Here is an 18257-nt window from a genome sequence, read left to right on the forward strand (position 1 = left end):
ACCTGCGCGCCCCGCGGGGTGGCAGTGTGTCCCCGTGAGGCTTCGAGAGTTCTGGCAGCTGGTGGACGAGGTGCTCGGCAACGCGCACGGCCGGGAGCTCACGCGTGAGCTCGTGCTGCGGGGGCTGGACCAGCGCACCGCGATCCAGGCGCTCGACGACAACGTCGAGCCGCGCACCGTGTGGCACGCCCTGTGCGACGAGCTCGAGATCCCCGAGAACGCACGCTGGGGGGCCGACGCCCGCCGTCCGGCGCCCCCGCGGGCCTAGGAGAGACCCCTGATGACGTCGACCGGCACCCGCACCCCCACCTGGGTCCCCACCCTGCGCGACATCGGGGAGGCCGTGCTCACGCTCGTCACGACCACCCTGGGCCTCGCCGTCGCCGTGTGGCTGATCGACGGCGTCCGCGCCGACGACCCGTGGGCGGTCGTGCTCGCGGCCGCCGTCGTCGCGGTGGGCGACCTGCTGCTCCGCGCGCCGCTGCGCTTCCTCGCCCGCCGGGGCAGTGCCGCGCTGGCCCTGGGTCTCGGCCTGCTCGCGCAGGTCGCCGTGCTCTGGGCCGCGCTCTCGCTGGTCCCCGGCATCGACGTCGACAACCTGTGGTCCGTGCTCGGCGTGCTCCTGCTCACCGCGATCGTCATGGCGATCGGCCGATGGGCGATCGGCGCGAGCAACAGCGACTACGTCGTGTCCGACCTCGTGCGGCGGGCGCGTCGGCAGGCGCGCCGCGAGGGCGTCCGGGCGCCGACGGCGGGCGAGCCACGTCCGGCCGGGATGCTGGTCGTGCAGCTCGACGGGGTGGCCGAGCCCGTCCTGCGGGAGGCCATCGAGGCCGGGCTCGCGCCCAACGTGGAGCGCTGGATCAGCACGGGCAGCCACTCGCTCGAGGGCTGGTGGGCCCGGATCCCGTCGACCACCCCCGCGAGCCAGGCGGGGCTGCTGCACGGCGACTCGTCGCAGATCCCGGCGTTCCGCTGGTGGGACCGGGACCTCGGCCGGCTCGTCGTCACCAACCACCCGGAGGACGCCGCCCTCGTGGAGCAGCGACTCACCACCGGCAAGGGGCTCCTCGCCGGCGGCGGGACGGCCGTGTCCACCATGTTCTCGGGCGACGCCGAGACCGCCTTCGTGGTGATGAGCCGGTCGCGCACCAAGGGTCCGGAGGGTGGCCTCGGTCCCGGTCCGGCCTACGTGCGCTTCTTCGCCAGCCCCTTCGTCCTCGCCCGGGCGCTGAGCCTGTCGGTGGGCGAGATGTTCAAGGAGCTCTACCAAGCCCACCGCCAGCGGGTGCGCGAGGTCGAGCCGCGCATCTCGCGCGCCGGCTGGTACGTCGTGCTGCGGGGGATCACCAACGTGCTCCTGCGCGACCTGAACACCTCGCTGGTCGCCGAGGCCCTGCTGCGCGGCGCCCCGACCATCTACGTCGACCTCGTGGACTACGACGAGATCGCGCACCACGCCGGACCCACGCGGCCGGAGTCCCTGCGGTCGCTCGAGGGCCTCGACCGGGTGCTGGGCACGCTGGAGCGCGTGGTGGCGGTCGCGCCGCGCGACTACCAGATCGTCGTGCTCTCCGACCACGGCCAGGCGCTGGGTGCCACGTACCAGCAGCTCGGGGGGGAGACGCTGCTCGAGTCGGTGCGCGCGCTCATGGCGGAGCCCGCCGCGGACGGTGTCGAGAGCGACACCGGCGAGGACTGGGGCCTGCTCAACGCCCTGGTCAACAGCGCCCTGAACCTGTCCCGCGGCTCGACCGTCCTCGGCCCCGACCAGGGTCGCCCGAAGCAGCCGGCGGGTGGCGACGACCTGCCCGACGTGGTCACCGTCGGCTCCGGGAACCTCGGTCTCGTGTGGTTCCCGCAGGTGCCGCACCGGCTGACGCTCGAGGACTTCCAGGCGCGCTGGCCCGGCCTGGTCACCGGGCTCGCCGAGCGGTCGGGGGTCGGCGTCGTCGTCGTCGACACCGAGGCACGCGGGCTCGTCGCGATCGGCCCCCGCGGGCTGGTGCTGCTGGAGCAGCCGGGCGCCGAGCCCGAGGGCGAGGACCCGCTGGCGCCGTACGGCCCGCGCGGTCGCGCCGACCTCGTGCGCGCGGCCCGGCTGCCGCACACCGGGGACCTGCTCCTGATCTCGACCGTGACCGACCGCGGGCACGTGCACGCCTTCGAGGGGCAGGTCGGCTCGCACGGCGGCATCGGCGGCGCGCAGAACCACGCCTTCCTGCTGCACCCGACGGCCTGGCAGATGGCCGACGAGCTGCGCGAGCCGGTCGGCGACGACGAGATCCTGGTCGGCGCGGAGGCGGTCCACGAGCAGCTGGTCCGCTGGGCGGACGCCGCCGGTCTGCGCCCGTGACCCTGCTGGTCCGCTGGCTGGGTCACGCGAGCACGGTGCTCGACCTGGACGGGGTGCGGGTGCTCACCGACCCGCTGCTGCGGCGGCACGCGGGACTGCTGCGTCGTCGCGGGGCGGCCCCCCAGCCGGCCGACTGGCAGGGGACCGACGCTGTCCTGATCTCCCACCTGCACCACGACCACGCGGAGCTCGGCTCGCTGCGCCTGCTCGACGACGTCCCGGTGCTCAGCGCCCCGGCGAACGCGCGATGGCTGCGGGGTCGCGGCATCTCCGGGGCGCTGGGGCTGACGGACATCGAGTGGTACACGGTCCCGGGCTCCTCGCTGCGGGTCCGCCTGGTGCCGGCGATCCACGTGGACCGGCCGATGCCGCACCGGCCCAACTCGACGCACGGCTTCGTGGTGGCGACCGACGACGTCCGCATCTGGTTCGCCGGGGACACCGCGCCGTTCGCGGCGATGGCCGACGTCCCCGCGCTCGCGGGTGGGCCGATCGACCTCGCGCTGGTGCCGGTCGGCGGCTGGGGTCCGCGCCTGTCGGGCGGGCACATGGACCCCACGCAGGCCGTGCGGGCCTGCGTGGCGGTCGGCGCTCGTGCGGCGATCCCGGTGCACTGGGGGACGCTGCACGCACCCGTGTCGCGACGCCTGCCGCCGGGCTGGATGGACCGCGCGGGACCGGCCTTCGCCGCGGCCGCGGCACGCGTCGCGCCCGACCTGCAGGTGCACGTGGTGATGCCCGGGGAGCAGATCGAGGTGTCCGCGACACGCTGACGGCGTGTCGCGCGCATCGAACATCTGTTCGGCTAGTGTGGTTCTGCGGGTGAGCGACCGAGCCTCCCACAGCCCCTTCCGGCGGACGTCGGATCCACGGGGTCGAGGGTGGCCCGGTCGGGATGTCGGTGGTCGGACATAGCGTCACTCGCGACGAGACCAGCCCCCGTACCGCAGCGAACCGCTGCTCGAGACAGACGAGGTCGGACATGCCCGCACCCCAGGATCGTGCCAAGGCCCTCGAGGCCGCACTCAGCCAGATCGACCGCCAGTTCGGCAAGGGGTCGATCATGCGCCTCGGCGACGACGGGCGTGCCCCCGTCGAGGTCATCCCCACCGGCTCCATCGCGCTGGACGTCGCGCTCGGCATCGGCGGGCTGCCCCGCGGCCGCGTCGTGGAGATCTACGGCCCGGAGTCCTCGGGCAAGACGACCGTCGCGCTGCACGCCGTGGCCAACGCCCAGCGGGCCGGCGGCATCGCCGCCTTCATCGACGCCGAGCACGCGCTGGACCCGGAGTACGCCAAGAAGCTGGGCGTCGACACCGACGCGCTGCTCGTCTCGCAGCCGGACACCGGTGAGCAGGCGCTCGAGATCATGGACATGCTGATCCGCTCCGGCGCGATCGACGTCGTCGTCATCGACTCGGTCGCCGCGCTGGTGCCCAAGGCGGAGATCGAGGGCGAGATGGGCGACAGCCACGTCGGCCTCCAGGCCCGCCTCATGTCGCAGGCGCTGCGCAAGATCACCGGTGCGCTCAACCAGTCCGGCACCACGGCGATCTTCATCAACCAGCTGCGCGAGAAGATCGGCGTGTTCTTCGGCTCGCCGGAGACCACCACGGGTGGCAAGGCGCTCAAGTTCTACGCCTCGGTCCGCCTGGACATCCGCCGCATCGAGACCCTCAAGGAGGGCACCGAGGCGGTCGGCAACCGGACGCGCGTGAAGGTCGTCAAGAACAAGATGGCCCCGCCCTTCAAGCAGGCGGAGTTCGACATCCTCTACGGGGTCGGCATCTCGCGCGAGGGCAGCCTGATCGACATGGGCGTGGAGCACGGCTTCGTGCGCAAGTCGGGCGCCTGGTACACGTACGAGGGTGACCAGCTGGGTCAGGGCAAGGAGAACGCCCGGTCCTTCCTCAAGGACAACCCGGACCTGGCCAACGAGCTCGACAAGAAGATCAAGGAGAAGCTCGGCATCGGCGCCCGCGTCGACGCGCCGGCCGACCCGACTCCTGTCGTCGACTTCTGAGTCCTGGCATGACGAGTGGTACCCGACGTCGGGGGTGGAGCGGGAGCGAGCCGCCCCCGACGGGCTCGGCGGCACACGATGCCGAGCCGGACCAGGAGTCCGTGGCGCGGGCGATCGCGCTGCGGCTCCTGACCTCGTCGGCGCGCAGCCGGTCCCAGCTCGCCGACGCGATGGCCCGCAAGGACGTCCCCGAGGACGTCGCGCACCGGGTGCTCGACCGGTTCACCGAGGTCGGGCTGATCGACGACGCCGAGTACGCGCGGATGCTCGTCCGCACCCGCCACTCCGAGCGCGGACTGTCCCGACGGGCGATCGCGGTCGAGCTCCGGCGTCGGGGGATCGACGACGAGCTGGCCGGTGAGGCGCTCGAGCAGGTGGACTCCGACGACGAGGAGACCGCCGCCCGGGACCTCGTGCGCCGCAAGCTGCGGTCGACCTCGGGGCTGGACGCGCAGACGCGCGCCCGCCGGACCCTCGCCGCGCTCGGCCGCAAGGGGTACTCGCCCGGGCTCGTCGCACGGCTGGTGCGCGAGGAGCTCCCGGGGGTCGACGGCGTGGACGGCCTCGACGGCTCGGACCCGGTCGGCTGACCGTCCGGCTCCGGGAACCCCAGGTCCGGCCGGGTGGCGTTGTCGCAGGGAGTGGGTCCGCGTGAGGGAGAATGGCCCGACCGCGCACCGGCCCCGATGCGCGTCGGACGTGGCCGGACCAGGAGAACGACGTGGATGCAGGCGCGATCGCGACCATCGTGGGGCTGCTCGGCGCCTGTCTCGTCGCCCTCGTGCTCGTGCTGGTGGCTCGCCGGGAGGCGGGCGTGCAGCGTGCCCGCGCGGAGCGGGACGTCGCCTCGATCAAGGACGACGCCCGCACGATGCTGGCCGACGTCGAGCGGCGTGAGGGCCGGCTGACGGAGCGCGAGCAGGTGCTGGCCGGCGACCGGGCCGAGGTCGACGAGCTGCAGCGTCGTGCACGCGTCGACGCCGAGGCAGCGGCCGAGGCGCGCCGGGCGAGCGCTCGGCTGGTCGAGGACGCCGAGCGCGCGGCAACCGTGCGCGCGACGGAGGCGGAGCGTGCCGCGCTGGCGGAGGTCGAGTCCGTCGCGGGCCTGACCGCGGAGGACGCGCGTGCCGAGCTGACCCGACGGATCGTCGAGGACGCCCAGAACGACGCCGCCACGCAGGTGCGGCGAGCCGAGGCGCAGGCGCGGCGCACGGCGGAGGGGCGCGCCCGGCGCATCGTGACGACCGCGGTCCAGCGGCTCGCCGTCCCGACAAGCACCCAGTCCGCCCTGACCGTCCTGGCGCTCCCCTCGGACGAGATGAAGGGCCGGATCATCGGCAAGGAGGGCCGCAACATCCGGTCCTTCGAGGCGCTGACCGGCGTGAACGTGCTCATCGACGACCAGCCGGACGCGGTCGTGCTCTCCTGCTTCGACACCGAGCGCCGGGAGGTCGCCCAGGTGGCGCTCGAGGCGCTCATGGCCGACGGTCGCATCCACCCCCAGCGCATCGAGCAGGCGTACGCCGAGGCGCTGGCCGGGGCGGAGGAGCGGACCGACGCCGCAGGCCACGACGCCGCCGAGCGCGCGGGCGTGCGGGGCCTGCACCCGACGCTGGTCCGGACGCTGGGACGGCTGCGGCTCCGCACGTCCTACGGGCAGAACGTGCTCGAGCACCTGGTGGAGTCGGCCGTGCTCGCCGCCGCGATCGCCGCGGAGGTCGGCGCCGACGTCGAGGTCGCTCGTCGCGGCGCGCTCCTGCACGACCTGGGCAAGGCACTGACGGCCGAGGTCCCGGGCACGCACGCCCTGGTGGGTGCGGACTTGGCGCGTCGGCACGGGGAGTCGGCGACCGTGGTCAACGCGATCGCCGCACACCACGACGAGGTGCCGCCGGAGACGGTCGAGGCGGTCCTCGTGCAGGTCGCGGACGCGATCTCGGCCGCCCGCCCCGGGGCTCGGCGCGAGGAGCTGGACCAGTACGTCGAGCGCATCGACAAGCTCGAGCAGCTGGTCACCGCGCACGCGGGGGTCCGTCGGGCGCTTGCCATGTCGGCGGGCCGCGAGGTCCGGGTCGTGGTGGAGCCGTCCGAGGTGGACGACTATGCGCTCCCGCAGCTGGCCGTGGCGATTGCCCGGCACATCGAGGCGGACCTGGCCTACCCGGGCGAGATCAAGGTGACGGTCGTCCGGGAGATGCGCGCGAGCGCGACGGCGGGCTGACGCCCGAGCAGGTCGTCCTTGGGCCGGGGTCAGTCCTTGCCGGTCGCGACGACGAGACTCGGTGCCTCGGCCCGCGGCCGCCCGGCGGTGCGCTTCCCGACCCGTCCGGCGAGCAGGGACGCCAGCCGCGTCAACGCGTAGTTGATGACGATGAAGATGAGCGCCGCGACGACCAGCGACTGCAGGATGTTCCCGTTCCCGGACCCGAACCGCCGGGCGGCGTCGAGCAGCTCCGGGTACGTGATGATGACGCCGAGCGCGGTGTCCTTGAGGATCACGACGAGCTGGCTTGCGATCGCGGGCAGCATCGCGATGAGCGCCTGCGGGACCTCGACGATCCGCAGCGACTGACCGTCCCGGAGCCCGATCGCCAGGGCGGCCTCGCGCTGTCCCCGCGGCAGGCTGTGCACGCCGGACCGGACGAGCTCGGCGAACACGGAGCCGTTGTAGAACGTGAGACCGAGGACGACCGCGACCAGCGGCACGTCGGACGGCTCGAGCACCCGCATCTGCCCGAGACCCAGGTAGAAGAAGATCATCATGAGCAGCACCGGGACGGCGCGGAAGAACTCGACGATCGTGCCGCTGACCGTGCGCACGGCGCGCGACGCGGAGAGCCGTCCGAGCCCGAAGACGAACCCGAAGATCGCGGACGTGACGATGGAGATCCCGGCGGCCTTGAGGGTGTCGCGCAGGCCGGGGAGCAGGTAGTTGGTCCACGGGTTGGCGGTGAGGAACGGCTTCCAAAGGGCCGGGTCGAGCTGCCCCTTGGCGCCCAGCCGCGCCAGCACCCAGACGCCGATCCCGACCACGACGACGGTCGCCGCGATGTTGACCCAGACCATGCGGCGACGGGCGACCGGGCCGGGGACGTCGAACAGGGTGCTCATCGGGCCACCGCCAGACGTCGGGAGAGCGCGGTGGTCGCCAGGCCGATCGGCACGACGATGAGCACGAAGCCCAGTGCGAAGGTGAGGAAGATCGCGACGATGACGTCGGGCCGGAACTCGATCATGGTCTTCATCAGGCCGGACGCCTCGGCGACGCCGGCTGCGGACGCGACCGTCGAGTTCTTGGTGAGCGCGATGAGCACGTTGCCCAGCGGTGCCACGGAGCCGCGGAACGCCTGCGGCAGGATGATCAGCCGCGCCGCGGGCCAGAACGACAGCCCGATCGCGCGCGCCGCCTCGGCCTGACCGACGGGCACGGTGTTCACGCCCGACCGCAGGGCCTCGCAGACGAACGCGGCGTGGTAGACGGCCAGGGCGAGGATGGCGAGCCGGAAGAAGTTCGTCTCGAAGCTGGCCGAGAGCGTGAACCCGAGCTGCCCCCAGAGTCCCAGGACGCAGAACACCATGATGATCGTCAGGGGCGTGTTCCGGAGCAGCGTGACGTAGGTCGACCCGGCCCAGCGCAGGCTCGGGACGGGGGAGATCCGCATGGTCGCCAGCAGGGTGCCCAGGACCAGGGCGAGGATGCCCGCGTAGAAGGTCAGCTGGATGTTGACCCAGAACGCGGCGGGCACGTCGAACTCGCCGAACAGCGACACGAACTGCTGGAGGAAGCCGTCGTCCACCGGCGCTCCTTGCTCTCGGAGGTCCCGGGGGCCCGCGCGATCACCGCGCGAGCCCCCGGGAGGAGGGTCAGGCGCAGGCGGCGGGCGTCGGGGGGTTCAGCGCGTCGTTGGCCTTGTAGCCGGAGGCGCCGACGTTCTTGTCGAGCAGCTCCTGCCAGGTGCCGTCGTCGATCATCTTGCTGATGGCCGTGTTGATGGCCTCGCACTGGTCGCTGCCCTTCGGGATGCCGACCCCGTAGTTCTCCTCGGAGAACGGGTTGCCGACGACCTTGACCTTCCCCTTGTTGGCCGGCACGGCGGCCAGGCCCGCCAGGATGATGTCGTCGGTCGTCACGGCGTCGACGGTCCCGGCGGTCAGGGCCGTGACGCACTCGGCGTACCCAGGCTGCTCGAGCAGGTTGGTGCCGGTGGCGTAGTCGTCCTTGATGCGCTGGGCCGACGTGGACCCGGTCACCGAGCAGAGGTTCTTGCCCTCGAGGTCCTCGGGGCCGGTGATGGAGTCGTCATCGGCGGCGACCAGGAGGTCCTGCCCGGCGACGAAGTACGGACCGGCGAAGGAGACGACCTCCTTGCGCTTGTCGGTGATCGAGTAGGTGGCGAAGATCATGTCGACCTGGCCGTTCTGCAGCAGGGTCTCGCGCTGGGCGGACGGCGACTGGACCCACTCGATCTGGTCCTCGCCGTACCCGAGCTCGCCCGCGACGTACTTCGCGACGTCGACGTCGAAGCCGGTGTACTCGCTGCCGTCCTGGTAGCCCAGGCCGGGCTGGTCGAACTTGATGCCGATCTTGATCGTGCCCTCGGCGCCTCCGCTGCTGGCCGACGAGTCGCTGGTCGAGCCCGCCTCGTTGTCGTCGTCGCCGCTCGAGCAACCGGCCAGGGAGAGCGTGGCGGCTGCCGCCAGGGTGAGTACCAGTCGTCCTCTACGCATGATGTGTCCCCTTGTTGTGTGTGTGTGTGTGCGGTGTCGGTTCGTCCGGGGTCTCGTCGGGCCTAGTGGGTGAGGATCTTGGAGAGGAAGTCACGGGCGCGGTCGCTCGCCGGGGCCGTGAAGAACGTCTCGGGGTCCGCCTCCTCGACGATCTGGCCGCCGTCCATGAAGACGACGCGGTTCGCGGCCTTGCGGGCGAAGCCCATCTCGTGGGTGACGACGATCATGGTCATCCCGTCGCGCGCGAGGCCGACCATGACGTCGAGGACCTCGTTGATCATCTCGGGGTCGAGCGCGGACGTCGGCTCGTCGAAGAGCATCACCTTCGGCTGCATGGCGAGGGCACGCGCGATGGCGACCCGCTGCTGCTGACCGCCGGAGAGCTGCGCCGGGAGCTTGTCGGCCTGGTCCCGGACGCCGACGCGGTCGAGGAGGTCGAGCGCGATCTCGCGGGCCTTCGCCGGCTTGACGCCCTTCGCCTTGACCTGGCCCAGCACGACATTCTGCAGGACGGTCTTGTGCGCGAAGAGGTTGAAGGACTGGAAGACCATGCCGACGTCGGCCCGCAGCCGGGCGAGCGCGCGCCCCTCCGCGGGCAGGGGCTCGCCGTCGAGGCGGATGGTGCCGGAGTCGATGGTCTCCAGGCGGTTGATCGTCCGGCACAGCGTGGACTTGCCGCTGCCCGACGGCCCGATGACGACGACGACCTCGCCGCGACGCACGGTGAGGTCGATGTGCTGCAGCACGTGCAGTGAGCCGAAGTGCTTGTCGACGCCCCGCAGCTCCACGAGGGCGTCGCTCGGATGGTCGGTCGGCGCGTCTGAGTGGTCCCCCATTGATCGAACCTAGGGCGGAACGTCCGATCTGGCGAGCGCTTACAGTCACGATCCGGCCACCGGATCGTCAAGGGACGTGCTCGATGCGGGACCTCCGACGCGGTCGCCGTACCCTGGTAGGTGATGTCCACGACCCTGCACACCGCCCTGCCGCACGTCCCGTCGGCGACCCCGGTGGCGCGCACCTATCTGGTCAAGACCCTCGGCTGCCAGATGAACGTCCACGACTCCGAGCACATGGCGGGCATGCTCGAGCAGGCCGGCTACGTGGCCGCCAGCCCGGCCGACGCCGCGGCGGAGGACGCCGACGTCATCGTCATCAACACGTGCGCGGTGCGCGAGAACGCCGCCGACAAGCTCTACGGCAACCTGGGCCGGCTGGCCGGCACCAAGCGCGCCCGGCCGGGCATGCAGATCGCCGTGGGCGGCTGCCTGGCGCAGAAGGACCGCAACGGGATCGTCGAGCGGGCGCCGTGGGTCGACGTCGTGTTCGGCACGCACAACCTCGACGTCCTGCCGACGCTCCTGGAGCGGGCCCGGCACAACGCCGAGGCGCAGGTGGAGATCGAGGAGTCGCTGCAGGTCTTCCCGAGCACGCTGCCCACGCGCCGAGAGTCGGTCTTCGCCGGCTGGGTGTCCATCAGCGTGGGCTGCAACAACACCTGCACGTTCTGCATCGTGCCCCACCTGCGGGGCAAGGAGCGCGACCGCCGGCCCGGGGAGATCCTCGCGGAGGTCGAGGCCCTGGTGTCGCAGGGCGCCATCGAGGTGACCCTCCTCGGGCAGAACGTCAACTCGTACGGCGTCGAGTTCGGGGACCGCGGCGCGTTCGCCAAGCTGCTGCGGGCGGTGGGTGCGATCGAGGGGCTGGAGCGGGTCCGCTTCACGTCGCCGCACCCGGCCGCGTTCACCGACGACGTCATCGCGGCCATGGCCGAGACCCCCACCGTGATGCCGCAGCTGCACATGCCGCTGCAGTCGGGCTCCGACCGCGTCCTGCGCGCGATGCGCCGCTCGTACCGGTCGGACAAGTACCTCGGCATCCTCGACCGCGTCCGGGCCGCGATGCCGCACGCCGCGATCACCACCGACATCATCGTCGGCTTCCCGGGCGAGACCGAGGAGGACTTCGCGCAGACGCTGCGCGTCGTCGAGGCCTCGCGGTTCTCGTCGGCCTTCACGTTCCAGTACTCGCCCCGACCGGGCACGCCGGCGTTCGACCTGCCCGACGAGATCCCCAAGGCGGTCGTGCAGGAGCGGTACCTGCGCCTGACCGCGCTGCAGGAGCGGATCTCGCTGCAGGAGAACCAGGCGCTCGTCGGCCGGACCGTCGAGGTGCTGGTCGCCGAGGCCGAGGGCCGCAAGGACGACGCCACCCACCGGGTCACGGGCCGCGCCGCCGACAACCGGCTGGTCCACCTCGCGCTCCCCGTCGACGCCGAGGCGCCCCGCCCCGGCGACCTGGTCACCGTGACGGTCACGCACGCGGCCCCGCACCACCTCGTGGCCGACTCCGCGCTGACCGGCGGCACGTTCGCGGTGCGACGCACGGCGTCGGGCGACGCGTGGGAGCGCCGGCAGAACGGCGAGGACGAGCACAGCCACGGCAGCGCGGGCGACTCGTGCGGCACCGGCGGGCCCGCGGGTCCGGTGGTGCTCGGGCTGCCGACGATCGGGCGCCGCTGAGCGGCTAGTTGTCCGGCACGTCCGGCGGCGGGGCGCCGTCGTGGGGGAGCACGGCCTCGAGCGACGAGAACATCTGCACGCCCGTGCCCAGCCCGCACGCGAGCAGCTGCGCCAGCTGGGGCTCGGTCACGCCGGGCTCGAAGTCGGCGGAGACCTCGCTGTACAGCGCGAGCACGCCCTCCTCCTCGCGCAGGTAGGCCTTGGGCCAGATCCGTTCGCGGTTCCAGTCGTTGACCGCCAGGGACGCGATCTCGCGCTGGTCCAGGGGCAGGCTGCGGTGCCAGCGGCCGCGGACCTGCAGGATCTCCTGCTGCTCGCCCAGGAGCAGGAACCAGAACCGGCTCCCGTCCCACGTGCCGGTGAGGTCGCCGTCGTCGTCGATCACGAACCGGTAGCCCCGGCCGACCAGGTAGTCGGCGATGCGCTCGCGGGTCAGCGGACCCGGCGGCTCGTCGTCCGGTGTCGGCCGCTTGGTGGGCTTGGGCAGCCCGCCGAGCACCCGCAGCAGCCAGCCCGGGCCGCTCACGGCGCCACTCCCGCCGGGTCCGGGTACCGCTCGTCGAGGGCGTCGAAGAACATGCTGCCGGTGGACAGGCCGCAGAAGAGCATCTGGCTGAGCTGGGCGTCGGTGGCGCCGTGCTCGAGGTCGGTGGCCACCTCCGAGACGACGTGCACGCGGCCGTTGTCCCGCACGCGGACGTACGCCTTGGGCCAGATGCGGTCGGCGTTCCACTCGTTGCAGACGTCGAGCACCTCCTCGAGCCGCTCGATGGCGACCTCGCGGTGCCACTGCCCGCGGACCTGGAGGATCTCCGACTTCTCGCCGAAGAGGAAGAAGTAGAACAACCGGCCGCGCCACAGCCCGCCCAGGTCGCCGTCGTTGTCGACGAAGTAGCTGAACTGGTTGTTGGTCATCCAGGCGGCGATGCGCGCCGGGGTGACGTCCGTGGGCAGGTCGACCGCCGGTTCCGCCACGCCCAGCTCCCGCGCGAGCAGCTCGGCCACGCGGTCGTGGAGCTCGTCGTCGTCGGGTTCCGGTGCCGGCAGCCGATCGGCTGCCTCGGGCCGCGAGCGACCCGGGAACCATCGCCGCGCACGCTCCCCGAACGACCCCATGCGCACGACAGTACCGGCGGTCGCCCACACAGGGAGGCCGTCATCCGGGTGGCGCGCGGTCTCGCGTAGGTTCTGGGCATGCTCGTCCGCGCCGCTCTCGTGCCCGACACCGCCCTCCTCGTGCCCGGCGCGTCGGGGTCGGCGCAGGTGCTCGCCGGGCTGCGCGAGGCGGCGCTGCGCGCGGTGGCCGAGGTGGTCTCGGGCGACGTCGCGACGGTCGTCGTGGTGGCGCCCGGGCCGGAGCCCCGTGAGCTCACCGGCGTGGTGCTGCCGTCGCTGGCGGCCGCCGGGGTCCCGGACGAGCTGCTCGGGTGGCCGGTCGCGGGTATCCGGCTCCCGCCAGGCCCGGCCACGAACCCGTCGGTGTCCAGCGCCGTCGCCCTGCACCTGGTGGCCCGCGCCGGGCGGACCACCGGCCTGCGTGTGGTCGAGGTGTCGGGCCGGCAGCACGCGGACGACCTGGCCGCCCTCGGGGCCGCCCTCGTGGGGGACGGGCCGACGGGCCTGGTCGTCGTCGGCTCCGGGAGCGGCCGGCACGGTCCCGACGCCCCGCTCGCCGACGACCCGCGCGCCGTCGGCCACGACGCCCGCGTGCTGGCGGACCTGACCGACGCCGGCCCCGCGGCGCGGGCGCGCCTCGCGCAGGACGACCCGACGCTGGCCGACGAGCTCGCCGTCCGCGGCTGGGCGCCGTGGCAGGTGCTGCTGGGCGCGGTCGGCGACCGGCCCGTCGACGCCACCCTGCTGGCGGCCGGCACCGAGCTGGGGGCGCAGCACTCCGTGCTCGTGTGGGTCGCCGGGTAAGGTCTCGCTGTCCATCCCCTGACACCCGAGGTCCCGATGTCTGCCGACGCGCCCGTGCCCACCCTTCCGCCGCTGACGATCGACCGCGTCGCCGCGCGGCTCGACGCGCGCGGCTCCGTCTACGGTCGGGACTCCGACGGGGACCTGGTCGGCCGGTGGGACGGGCACCCGTTCTGGTTCATCACGATGGGCCGCGCCAAGGAGTACTTCCAGGTCCGCGGCCGCTGGGCGCGCCAGGTGCCCGCCACCGAGTTCGGCAACGTGCTGCTGGGCGTCAACGCGTGGTCGGAGACGATGGTCTGGCCCAAGCTCTACGTCCGCATCGAGTCCGAGCAGGTCGCCGTCTACACCGAGCACACGGTCGACTACGAGCACGGCGTCAGCGACGCGCAGCTGGACCTCCACATCACGGGCGGCATCGCCACGGCACTGCGGTTCTTCGCCAAGCTCGACGAGATGTACCCCGAGGCCGCGGCGACGCAGCCCCTCCAGCCGCAGGACGCCCCGCCGATCGCGTACGACGACCCGGCTCGGCCGACGTTCGAGTGACCTCGGTGCCGCTCGTCGTCGCCCTCGTCGGCCCGACGGCGACCGGCAAGTCCGACCTCGGGCTCGGCCTCGCGCACGCGCTGGACGGCGAGGTCGTCAACGCGGACGCGATGCAGCTCTACCGGGGCATGGACGTCGGCACCGCCAAGCTCACGGTCGCCGAGCGGCAGGGCGTCCCGCACCACCTGCTCGACGTGCTCGACGTGCACGAGGACGCCTCGGTCGCCGACTACCAGGCCCGGGCGCGAGCGGCGCTGGACGACATCGGGTCGCGGGGCAGGAGGCCGGTCGCCGTGGGCGGCTCGGGGCTCTACGTCCGCGCGCTGCTCGACCACATGGAGTTCCCCGGCACCGACGCCGAGATCCGCGCGCATCTCGAGGCGCGGGTCGAGGCGGAGGGGGCGCGGGCCCTGCACGCCGAGCTCGTCCGGGTGGACCCGGTCGCGGCCGACGGCATCGGCCCCCGCAACGCGCGCCGGATCGTGCGTGCGCTGGAGGTCATCGCGATCACCGGCCGCCCGTACTCGGCCAGCCTGCCGCAGCACGTCTACGAGGTGCCGGCCGTGCAGATCGGCCTCGACTGCGACCGCGCGGTCCTCGACGAGCGCATCACGGAACGGGTGGACCGGATGTGGGCGCGCGGCCTGGTCGAGGAGGTCGAGCGCCTGCGTGCGCACGGTCTGGGTCGCACGGCGTCGCGCGCCGTGGGCTACGCCGAGGTGCTCGCGATGCTCGACGGCGACCTCACGGCCGACGAGGCCCGGGCCGCGACCGCCGCGGGCACGCGACGGCTCGCGCGCAAGCAGATGGGCTGGTTCGGCCGGGACCCGCGGGTGCACTGGCTCGACGCGCGCGACCCGGACGTCGTCGCGCGCGCGCTCGACCTGGTGGCCGCCGCCGACGCCGGGGAGCTCGGGCCGGCCACGGACGACCCCACACCACGACGTAGCCTGGGCTCATGACCGTCGTGGCCACCCCGACTCTGCACGTGACCAAGGGTCACGGGACGCAGAACGACTTCGTGCTGCTCGACGACCGTGCGGCGAGCGTCGACCTGTCGGCCCAGCTGGTCCGCGAGCTGGCGGACCGCCGCGCGGGCGTCGGCGGCGACGGCGTGATCCGGGTCGTCGCGAGCGAGCTGGTGCCCGAGGGCGCGGCCGCGCTGGCCGAGGAGCCTGCCGCCCGGTGGTTCATGGACTACCGCAACGGCGACGGCTCGGTCGCGGAGATGTGCGGGAACGGCGTCCGGGTGTTCGCGGCCTACCTCGAGCGGCTCGGGCTGTGGGACGCCGCCGACGGCGAGCTGGCGCTCGGCACGCGCGCCGGGGTCCGGCGGGTCCGGCGCGTCCCCGTGCCGGCGGGCATCGGCGACGACGTCTGGTACGCGGTCGACATGGGCCTCTGGCACCTGCCGGGCGGCCCCGGCGCCGCACGGGCCGGTGCGGACGCCGAGGTGGAGGTCGCCGGGCTGCAGGTCGCCCGGGCAGGGCTGAGCGTGGACGTCGGCAACCCGCACGTCGTGCTCGCCCTGATGGACGAGGGGGAGCTGACCGCGGCGGACCTGACCAAGGCCCCACAGGTCACCCCGGTCCCGCCGAACGGCACCAACGTCGAGCTGGTGGTCCCCCTCGGCGAGCGGCACGAGCCCGACGGCTCGCTGCTCGGCCGGGTGCGCATGCGCGTGCACGAGCGGGGCGTGGGGGAGACCCGGTCCTGCGGCACCGGCGCGTGCGCCGCGGCGCTCGCGGTCCGCACGTGGGCGGGGGTCGGGGCGCCCGACGTGTGGCTCGTCGACGTGCCCGGCGGGACGGTGCGGGTCAGCGTGCTGCCGGACGGTCATGTCGAGCTCGCCGGGCCGGCCGTCCTCGTCGCGTCCGCGGACGTCGACCTGTCCGCGCTGACCGCCGGCCGATGACCACCCGGCTGACGACGTCCGACCTGGGCTCCGCGCTGGGCGAGCGCGCGACGGTCGTGCAGTTCTCCAGCACGTTCTGCGCGCCGTGCCGGTCCACCCGCTACGTCGTCGAGCGGGCCGTCGCCACCACGCACGGGGTGGCCTACGTCGACCTCGACGTCGCCGACCACCTCGAGCTGGGCGAGCGGCTCGACATCGACGTCACGCCCACGGTGCTGGTGCTCGATGCGCACGGAGTCGTGGTCCGGCGGGCGTCCGGCATGCCGACGCTCGCTCAGGTGCGCAGCGCGCTCGATGCGGCGGCGTCGGTGCCGTCCGGCGTCTGACGCCGCCCGCCGCCCACCCGCGGCGCCACCAGGGCCGCGCCCACGGCGAAGACCGCGGCGACCGCGAGGGCCGCCGTGAACGGGAAGCCGTCGGCCGTCGCGAACGCCAGCCCGGTCAGCGCGAGGGCGATGGCGCCGCCGATGGAGTCGGCGATCGAGAGCGCCGAGCTGTTCACCCCCTGGGTGCCCGGCGCCGAGTACGCGAGCACGAGCACCGTCAAGCGGGCGTACCCGAGCCCCATGCCGGCGCCCGCGAGCGCCCACGACGTGATGGCGACGGCCGGCGGGAGGTGCCACGCGGCGGTGACCAGCGACCCGGCCACGGCCAGCACGACGAGCACGGTGCCGATGACGACGGCGTCGCGGCTCGGCAGGCGGTCGCCGAGCCGCCCCTGGAGCCAGGCCGTCGCCACCCACGCGACGCCCGCGACGGTCAACGAGATCCCCGCGGTCGTCGGCGCGAACGCGTACCGCTCCGTGAGCAGGTACGGCAGGTAGACCTCGGCGCCGAAGAACGCCCCCGCGACCAGGCCGCGCACGGCGATCACGCTGGGCAGGCCTCGGGCGGCGCGCAGGGTCCCGGTGGGCACCACCGCGCGCAGGGCGACCAGGGCGACGGCGCACGTGCCGACGGCGAGCACGACCGACCAGGGTTCCGGCAGGTGCGAGGCCAGGTTGAGGCCGAGCACCGCCGCGGCCGCGAGGGTCGCCCAGGCGAGCCGGCCGCGCGGGGCCGGCTCGCCCGGCGTCTCGGGCGGACCGATCGCGCGCAGGGGCGCGACCAGGGCGAGCGTCGCCGGCACGACCAGCACGACGACGCCGAGGAACACCCACCGCCAGCCGAGGTGCTGCGCGACGGCGCCCGCACCGGACGGCCCCACGAGCGAGGGGACCAGCCAGGCGGCCGCGAACCACGCGAAGATCCGGGGGTGCAGCGCCGCCGGGTACAGCCGGGCGACCACGACGTACAGCGCGACGGTCATCGCCCCGCCGCCCAGGCCCTGGACCAGCCGCCCGACGACGAGGACCTCCATCGTCGGCGCGAGGCCCGTGATCGCGAGCCCCGCCGTGAAGAGACCGACCGCCGCGAACAGGGGCGCGCGCGGGCCGCTCCGGTCGCTCCACGGGCCCGCCACGACCATGCCGACGACGCCCGTGGCCAGCGGGCCGGCGAACGCGAAGGCGTACAGGGCGGCACCGTCGAGCGCGCGCGAGACGGTCGGCATCACGGTCGTGACCGCCATCGACTCGAACGCGACCATGAAGAGCAGCGCGCACATGCTCCACGTGGTGGTGCGCAGCTCCCGCCAGGTCATCGGTCGCGCACGGCGAGCACGCGGAACCCCTTCGCGCTCGCGGTCCGGTCGACCACCACGCCCAGCTCGGCCGCGATCCAGCGCTGCAGCGAGTCGGCGCCGAGGTTCTTGCCGACGACCAGCTGCGCCTCGCCGCCCGGTGCGCGCCGCCCGAGCCAGAGCGTGAGCATCGCGTGCAGGGCCTCCTTGCCGACGCGGATGGGCGGGTTGGACCAGATCGCCGCGAACGCGACGTCGTCGGGGACGCCGTCGGGGGTCACGGCGTGCAGGTTCGTCACGTCGAGCCGCTCGGCGTTGCGCCGCGTGAGGTCCAGCGCGCGCTCGTTGACGTCGACCGCCCAGACCCGGGCGCCGGGCGACTCCAGGGCGAGCGTGAGCGCGATCGGGCCCCAGCCGCAGCCGAGGTCGAGCAGGTCGCCGTCCGCCGGGGGAGCCGGCACGTGGTCGAGGAGCACGCGGGTGCCGAGGTCGACGTGATCCGGCGAGAAGATGCCGCCGGCGGTCTCCACCTCGACGTCCCGGCCAGCCAGGCGGACGCGCAGGAGCCGCCGCTCGTCGGGGGAGGCCGGCTGCGCCGTGAAGTAGTGGTCGTGCTGGCTCAC

General features: G+C 73.6%; 20 protein-coding genes. 12 read left to right on the top strand and 8 right to left on the bottom strand.

Translation table 11 applies throughout. The features are described 5' to 3' along the window. The first annotated feature begins 34 nt into the window (after positions 1-34). The 6 genes from AC1DWH_RS10025 to rny all read left to right on the top strand — a co-directional run bounded on the left by AC1DWH_RS10025 (position 35) and on the right by rny (position 6600). Positions 35-268 (top strand): DUF3046 domain-containing protein, encoded by a 234-nt coding sequence (locus AC1DWH_RS10025; protein WP_456846759.1) that lies wholly within the window; start codon positions 35-37, stop codon positions 266-268. 12 nt (positions 269-280) lie between these two features. Continuing rightward, the gene (locus AC1DWH_RS10030) at positions 281-2356 is read left to right on the top strand and encodes an alkaline phosphatase family protein (RefSeq protein WP_477093537.1); all 2076 of its coding nucleotides are present in this window, start codon (positions 281-283) and stop codon (positions 2354-2356) included. Continuing rightward, complete coding sequence (locus AC1DWH_RS10035; protein WP_477093538.1) at positions 2353-3129, top strand: MBL fold metallo-hydrolase; 777 nt, start codon at positions 2353-2355, stop codon at positions 3127-3129. The genes AC1DWH_RS10030 and AC1DWH_RS10035 overlap by 4 nt, the downstream gene beginning before the upstream one ends. 209 nt (positions 3130-3338) lie before the next feature. Beyond that, a complete protein-coding gene (gene recA, locus AC1DWH_RS10040) occupies positions 3339-4379 on the top strand; it encodes a recombinase RecA (RefSeq protein ID WP_456846756.1) in 1041 nt (346 codons plus the stop codon). A 101-nt stretch (positions 4380-4480) separates the two neighbouring features. Continuing rightward, complete coding sequence (locus AC1DWH_RS10045; RefSeq protein WP_477093539.1) at positions 4481-4969, top strand: regulatory protein RecX; 489 nt, start codon at positions 4481-4483, stop codon at positions 4967-4969. Positions 4970-5100: 131 nt separating this feature from the next. Then, positions 5101-6600 carry a ribonuclease Y gene (gene rny / locus AC1DWH_RS10050; protein WP_477093540.1) on the top strand — a complete coding sequence of 500 codons (1500 nt, stop codon included), beginning with the start codon at positions 5101-5103 and terminating at the stop codon, positions 6598-6600. Between the two features lie 29 nt (positions 6601-6629). Here the strand turns inward: rny and AC1DWH_RS10055 are convergent, their stop codons facing one another. From AC1DWH_RS10055 to AC1DWH_RS10070, 4 genes are all read right to left on the bottom strand, one after another. Further along, positions 6630-7490, bottom strand: coding sequence for an amino acid ABC transporter permease (locus AC1DWH_RS10055; protein WP_477093541.1), 861 nt, complete (start codon positions 7488-7490; stop codon positions 6630-6632). Beyond that, entirely contained in the window at positions 7487-8176 is a 690-nt protein-coding gene (locus tag AC1DWH_RS10060) for an amino acid ABC transporter permease (protein WP_477093542.1), read from the bottom strand. The genes AC1DWH_RS10055 and AC1DWH_RS10060 overlap by 4 nt, the downstream gene beginning before the upstream one ends. Positions 8177-8243: 67 nt before the next feature. After that, complete coding sequence (locus tag AC1DWH_RS10065; protein ID WP_477093543.1) at positions 8244-9107, bottom strand: glutamate ABC transporter substrate-binding protein; 864 nt, start codon at positions 9105-9107, stop codon at positions 8244-8246. 62 nt (positions 9108-9169) lie between these two features. Further along, complete coding sequence (locus AC1DWH_RS10070) at positions 9170-9943, bottom strand: amino acid ABC transporter ATP-binding protein (RefSeq protein ID WP_477093544.1); 774 nt, start codon at positions 9941-9943, stop codon at positions 9170-9172. A gap of 123 nt (positions 9944-10066) precedes the next feature. Between AC1DWH_RS10070 and miaB the strand changes: the two genes are divergently transcribed. Then, complete coding sequence (gene miaB, locus AC1DWH_RS10075; protein WP_477093545.1) at positions 10067-11629, top strand: tRNA (N6-isopentenyl adenosine(37)-C2)-methylthiotransferase MiaB; 1563 nt, start codon at positions 10067-10069, stop codon at positions 11627-11629. Between the two features lie 4 nt (positions 11630-11633). On the opposite strand, the gene AC1DWH_RS10080 is transcribed toward miaB, so the two are convergent. Both AC1DWH_RS10080 and AC1DWH_RS10085 read right to left on the bottom strand, forming a co-directional pair. Then, positions 11634-12155 (bottom strand): type III secretion system chaperone family protein, encoded by a 522-nt coding sequence (locus AC1DWH_RS10080; RefSeq protein WP_456847338.1) that lies wholly within the window; start codon positions 12153-12155, stop codon positions 11634-11636. Then, entirely contained in the window at positions 12152-12745 is a 594-nt protein-coding gene (locus AC1DWH_RS10085; RefSeq protein WP_456847339.1) for a type III secretion system chaperone family protein, read from the bottom strand. Before AC1DWH_RS10085 ends, AC1DWH_RS10080 begins: the two co-directional genes overlap by 4 nt. 78 nt (positions 12746-12823) lie before the next feature. Between AC1DWH_RS10085 and AC1DWH_RS10090 the strand changes: the two genes are divergently transcribed. Genes AC1DWH_RS10090 through AC1DWH_RS10110 form a run of 5 tightly spaced genes read left to right on the top strand, consistent with a single transcriptional unit; the run spans position 12824 to position 16339 of the window. Continuing rightward, positions 12824-13549 carry a class III extradiol ring-cleavage dioxygenase family protein gene (locus AC1DWH_RS10090; protein ID WP_477093546.1) on the top strand — a complete coding sequence of 242 codons (726 nt, stop codon included), beginning with the start codon at positions 12824-12826 and terminating at the stop codon, positions 13547-13549. A gap of 36 nt (positions 13550-13585) precedes the next feature. After that, positions 13586-14098 carry a type III secretion system chaperone family protein gene (locus AC1DWH_RS10095; protein ID WP_477093547.1) on the top strand — a complete coding sequence of 171 codons (513 nt, stop codon included), beginning with the start codon at positions 13586-13588 and terminating at the stop codon, positions 14096-14098. A gap of 5 nt (positions 14099-14103) precedes the next feature. Then, positions 14104-15060, top strand: a complete 957-nt coding sequence (gene miaA, locus AC1DWH_RS10100; RefSeq protein ID WP_477093548.1) for a tRNA (adenosine(37)-N6)-dimethylallyltransferase MiaA — start codon at positions 14104-14106, stop codon at positions 15058-15060. Next, positions 15057-16013, top strand: coding sequence for a diaminopimelate epimerase (gene dapF / locus AC1DWH_RS10105; RefSeq protein ID WP_477093549.1), 957 nt, complete (start codon positions 15057-15059; stop codon positions 16011-16013). Before miaA ends, dapF begins: the two co-directional genes overlap by 4 nt. Then, a complete protein-coding gene (locus AC1DWH_RS10110) occupies positions 16010-16339 on the top strand; it encodes a TlpA family protein disulfide reductase (protein ID WP_477093550.1) in 330 nt (109 codons plus the stop codon). The genes dapF and AC1DWH_RS10110 overlap by 4 nt, the downstream gene beginning before the upstream one ends. Here AC1DWH_RS10110 and AC1DWH_RS10115 read toward each other — a convergent pair. Together AC1DWH_RS10115 and AC1DWH_RS10120 are read right to left on the bottom strand one after the other, a co-directional pair. Further along, positions 16288-17655: an MFS transporter gene (locus tag AC1DWH_RS10115; protein ID WP_477093551.1), complete on the bottom strand. Its 1368-nt coding sequence runs from the start codon at positions 17653-17655 to the stop codon at positions 16288-16290. The two genes, AC1DWH_RS10110 and AC1DWH_RS10115, sit on opposite strands and share 52 nt — an antisense overlap. Further along, complete coding sequence (locus tag AC1DWH_RS10120; protein WP_477093552.1) at positions 17652-18257, bottom strand: class I SAM-dependent methyltransferase; 606 nt, start codon at positions 18255-18257, stop codon at positions 17652-17654. Before AC1DWH_RS10120 ends, AC1DWH_RS10115 begins: the two co-directional genes overlap by 4 nt.

Source organism: Cellulomonas sp. P2_F12 (genome assembly GCF_056403775.1).